Annotated in this window: 3 protein-coding genes and 3 tRNA genes; 5 read left to right on the forward strand and 1 reads right to left on the reverse strand. The window is 55.7% G+C overall.

The genetic code is table 11. The features are described from left to right. The coding region (locus tag ACRC1E_RS13535) for a molybdopterin-dependent oxidoreductase (RefSeq protein WP_438515617.1) at positions 1-1,211 on the reverse strand (1,211 nt) is incomplete at its 3' end. A 173-nt stretch (positions 1,212-1,384) separates the two neighbouring features. Between ACRC1E_RS13535 and fdhD the strand changes: the two genes are divergently transcribed. From fdhD to ACRC1E_RS13560, 5 genes are all read left to right on the forward strand, one after another. Beyond that, the gene (fdhD, locus tag ACRC1E_RS13540; protein ID WP_438515618.1) at positions 1,385-2,146 is read left to right on the forward strand and encodes a formate dehydrogenase accessory sulfurtransferase FdhD; all 762 of its coding nucleotides are present in this window, start codon (positions 1,385-1,387) and stop codon (positions 2,144-2,146) included. Positions 2,147-2,265: 119 nt separating this feature from the next. Continuing rightward, complete coding sequence (locus ACRC1E_RS13545) at positions 2,266-3,498, forward strand: aspartate kinase (RefSeq protein WP_438515619.1); 1,233 nt, start codon at positions 2,266-2,268, stop codon at positions 3,496-3,498. A gap of 50 nt (positions 3,499-3,548) precedes the next feature. Further along, positions 3,549-3,641 (forward strand) — tRNA-Ser (locus ACRC1E_RS13550). 6 nt (positions 3,642-3,647) lie between these two features. After that, positions 3,648-3,724, forward strand: a tRNA-Arg gene (locus ACRC1E_RS13555). A 2-nt stretch (positions 3,725-3,726) separates the two neighbouring features. Continuing rightward, positions 3,727-3,801, forward strand: a tRNA-Glu gene (locus ACRC1E_RS13560). The last annotated feature ends 283 nt before the right edge of the window (positions 3,802-4,084 follow it).

Here is a 4,084-nt window from a genome sequence, read left to right on the forward strand (position 1 = left end):
GTGGTCTTGTCGTGCGCGCCGGTGCTGGCGATGTATTCACACACCTTGAGGAAGGCATCTTTGGGTGTGCCGCAGATGTTTTCCACCACGTCGGGCGTATAGCGGGCTACGTGCTCGCGCATCAGGTTGATGACGCAGCGCGGATCGGCCAGCGTGTCGTCGCGCTTGGCAAAGCCTTGTTCGTCCAGCTGATAGCTCCAGCTGGCCTTGTCGTATTTCTTGGTGGTCGCATCCCAGCCGGAGAACAGGCCTTCGTCGAAGCCGAAATCCGGATTCACCAGCAGCGCCGCGTTGGTATAGGCGAGCGTGTATTCCTTGTTGTACGCGCCTTTTTCCAGCAGGTAGCGGATCACGCCCGACAGGAAGGCGATATCGGTACCGGTGCGGATAGGAGCGTAGTAATCCGCCACCGACGCGGTGCGCGTAAAGCGCGGGTCGATGACCAGTATTTTCGCCTTGTTGCGGGTTTTGGCTTCCAGCGCCCAGCGGAAACCTACCGGGTGTGCTTCGGCTGCATTGCCGCCCATCACCACGATAAGATCAGCGTTCTTGATGTCGACCCAATGATTGGTCATCGCACCACGGCCAAATGAAGGGGCAAGACTTGCCACCGTCGGACCGTGTCAAACGCGCGCCTGGTTGTCGACTGCCAGTATGCCCAGCGAGCGCACGAACTTCTGTGTCAGCCAGCCGGTTTCATTGCTCGAGGCCGAGGCGGCAAGAAAGCCCGTGCTCAGCCAGCGGTTGACGGTGACACCGTCGGCATTCTTCTCGACAAAGTTGGCATCGCGGTCGGTCTTGATATGGCGCGCGATACGGCTGTATGCCTCGTCCCACGAGATGCGTTTGAATTCCGTGCTGCCCGCTTCGCGTACTTCGGGGTACTTGAGGCGGTTGGGGCTGTGCACGAAGTCGAGCAGGCCGGCACCTTTGGGGCATAGTGCGCCGCGGTTGACCGGGTGATCGGCATCGCCTTCGATATGGATAATGTCGGATTTGGCGTTCTTGGCACCGTCGCCAAGGCTGTACATCAGGATGCCGCATCCTACCGAGCAGTAGGGGCAGGTGTTCCGCGTTTCGCTGGCACGCAGAAGCTTGTAGCTTCTGACATCGGCCATGGCTATACCCGGGGTAAAGCCGAGTGCCGCGATCGTGGTACCTGCCATGCTGCCACCGCACAGTTTGAAAAACTGTCGTCTGCTGACTTGCATGGGTGAACTCCGGGTTAGCGTAGTTTGGAACGTAAGTCGTATTTTATTGGATAATCTATTGTTTCTTTAATAAACACGTTTTATGTGTGGGTATTATGACATCCATTGAAGATCAGCTCAAATCAATAAATCTTGAGAGTTTTACTGTAGCTGAAACTTCAAGTGAAGTTAGCTTGCAAAGCTTGCCGGATCAAGGTTTACGCGAGGATAGCCTGGCGTGTGAAGTGCCGGTGGCGCTGGTGTATAACGGCATCTCGCAGGCGGTAATGATGGCGACGCCCGAATGGCTGGAAGATTTTGCATTGGGTTTTTCGCTGGCTGAAGGTATTGCGGCCATGCCGTCCGAGATCTACGACATCGAAGTGCACAAGGCTTGCCGTGGCTTTGAGGTGCATATCGAACTGGCTAGCGCCCGTTTTTCCGCACTCAAGGTCAGGCGGCGGCAGATGGCGGGGCGCACGGGCTGCGGCCTGTGCGGCGTGGATGAACTGGATGCGGTGTTTCGCAGGCAGGCCGTTTTGCCATTTACCCAAACGATAAGCTGGCATGAGATCAATGCTGCGGTGTGCGCGATACGGGATGGACAGGTGCTGGGGCAATTGACCGGCGCGACCCATGCCGCAGCTTGGGTCGGTGCTGGCGGGCAACTGCAGGCTATCCGCGAGGATGTGGGGCGGCATGTGGCTCTGGACAAGTTGTTGGGCTGGCGCGCGCGTAACGGTGCCCTGGCCGGGGCTGCGTTGCTGACCAGCCGCGCCAGTTTCGAAATGGTGGAAAAGGCCGTGAGCTGCGGGGTGGAGATTCTGCTGGCCATGTCGGCGCCAACGGAACTGGCAGTCAGGATGGCTGAGCAATATGGTTTGACCTTGCTGGGTTTTGTTCGCCCGGGCCGCGCCAATATCTATAGTCATGGCAAGCGGATTTTGTCGGCTTAAGCCTGTGTGAATGCTGCGACGCGCAAGTTTTCCGATTTTATCATGCGTTTGGTATTGCTTTTGGATCGAAGATATGGCCAGAATCAAGGCTCGACATTCAACCTCAAGAACAAGTCAGCATGGCACTCATCGTACAAAAGTACGGCGGCACTTCAGTGGGCTCGACCGAGCGCATCAAGAACGTCGCCAGGCGTATCGCCAAGTGGAAAGCGCAGGGGCATGATCTGGTCGTGGTTTTATCGGCCATGAGCGGTGAAACCAACCGCCTGATTGCTTTGGCCAAAGAAATTCAGGAAACCCCGGACCCGCGTGAGCTCGATGTGATCGTGTCCACCGGCGAGCAGGTCACCATCGGCCTGTTGGCGATGGCGTTAAAAGAAATCGGTCTCGAAGCCAAGAGCTATTGCGGCTGGCAGGTCAAGCTGGTGACCGATAGCGCGCACGGCAAGGCACGCATTTCATCGATTGATGAAGGCGTGATGCGGGCCGATCTGGATGCCGGCCGTGTCGTGATCGTGGCCGGTTTTCAGGGCGTGGATGAAAACGGAGCCATCACGACGCTGGGGCGTGGCGGCTCGGATACGTCGGCGGTTGCGCTGGCGGCTGCTTTGAAAGCGGACGAGTGCCAGATCTACACGGATGTCGATGGTGTCTATACCACAGACCCGCGCGTCGAACCCGAAGCCCGCCGCCTGAAGACCATCACTTTTGAAGAGATGATAGAGTTGGCGAGTCTGGGTTCCAAGGTATTGCAGATCCGCTCGGTGGAATTCGCCGGCAAGTACAAGGTAAGGCTGCGTGTGCTCTCCAGCTTCGAAGAAGAGGGTGAAGGTACGCTGATCACGTTTGAGGAAGATGAAAGCATGGAACAAGCCGTCGTAGCAGGTATCGCCTTTGATCGCAATGAAGCACGCATCAACGTCAAGGGTGTACCGGACCGTCCGGGTATTGCCTACCAGATTCTGGGGCCGATAGCGGATGCCAATATCGAAGTGGACATGATCATCCAGAATGTGGGTGACCATGGCGCGACGGATTTTTCGTTTACCGTGCCGCGTGGCGAATACAACAAGGCCTTGTCCATCCTGCGCGATATGCAGACCCATGTCGGTGCTGCCCGCGTCGAAGGGGATGACAAGGTTGCCAAGATTTCTATCGTCGGTGTCGGCATGCGCTCGCATTGCGGCATCGCATCGACGATGTTCCGCACCTTGGCCGAGGAGGGGATCAACATCCAGCTGATCTCGACTTCCGAGATCAAGGTGTCGGTTCTGATTGATGAAAAGTATCTGGAATTGGCTGTTCGCGTATTACACAAGGCTTTTGGCCTCGATCAGAAAATTTCTGCTTGATAACGCTTGACAGTAAAGCGGTCGTTCATTAATATGGCGACTCGCTTGACGGAGAAATGGCCGAGTGGTCGAAGGCACACCCCTGCTAAGGGTGCATACGGGCAAAACCTGTATCGAGGGTTCGAATCCCTCTTTCTCCGCCAGCTACTGCACCTGTAGCTCAGTTGGATAGAGTATTTGGCTACGAACCAAAGGGTCGGGCGTTCGAATCGCTCCAGGTGCACCAAAGTCTCCATAGTTTAGCGGTTAGAACACTGCCCTTTCACGGCGGCGGCCGGGGTTCGATTCCCCGTGGAGACGCCAGAACAAACAAAAAAGCTGCTTTCCATTGGGAAGTAGCTTTTTTGTCATTCGCAGTATCCCCTGGTACCCCCTTTCCCTTTCGCCGTATTTGTCGTTTTCCTCGCATTAGCTATGGTTTGGCTGTATTTATTCCTGATCATCTTTAAATTTAATCGGCATAAAAATTTATTTCCTGCTTGAAATAGCACGATGCATCAAATGCAGCGTGCTATTTGTTTTGTCAGGCTTAATGGCATTCGTGCATTCCCCGTCTAAGCTTGTTGGATAAGGGCTCGCATGTAAG

It is taken from the genome of Craterilacuibacter sp. (genome assembly GCF_051659485.1).
GTDB lineage: Bacteria > Pseudomonadota > Gammaproteobacteria > Burkholderiales > Chromobacteriaceae > Craterilacuibacter.

Bases quoted from the DNA above. Each gene is read 5' to 3' on its own strand.
- ACRC1E_RS13545 (WP_438515619.1), top strand. From the start codon at position 2,266: ATGGCACTCATCGTACAAAAGTACGGCGGCACTTCAGTGGGCTCGACC.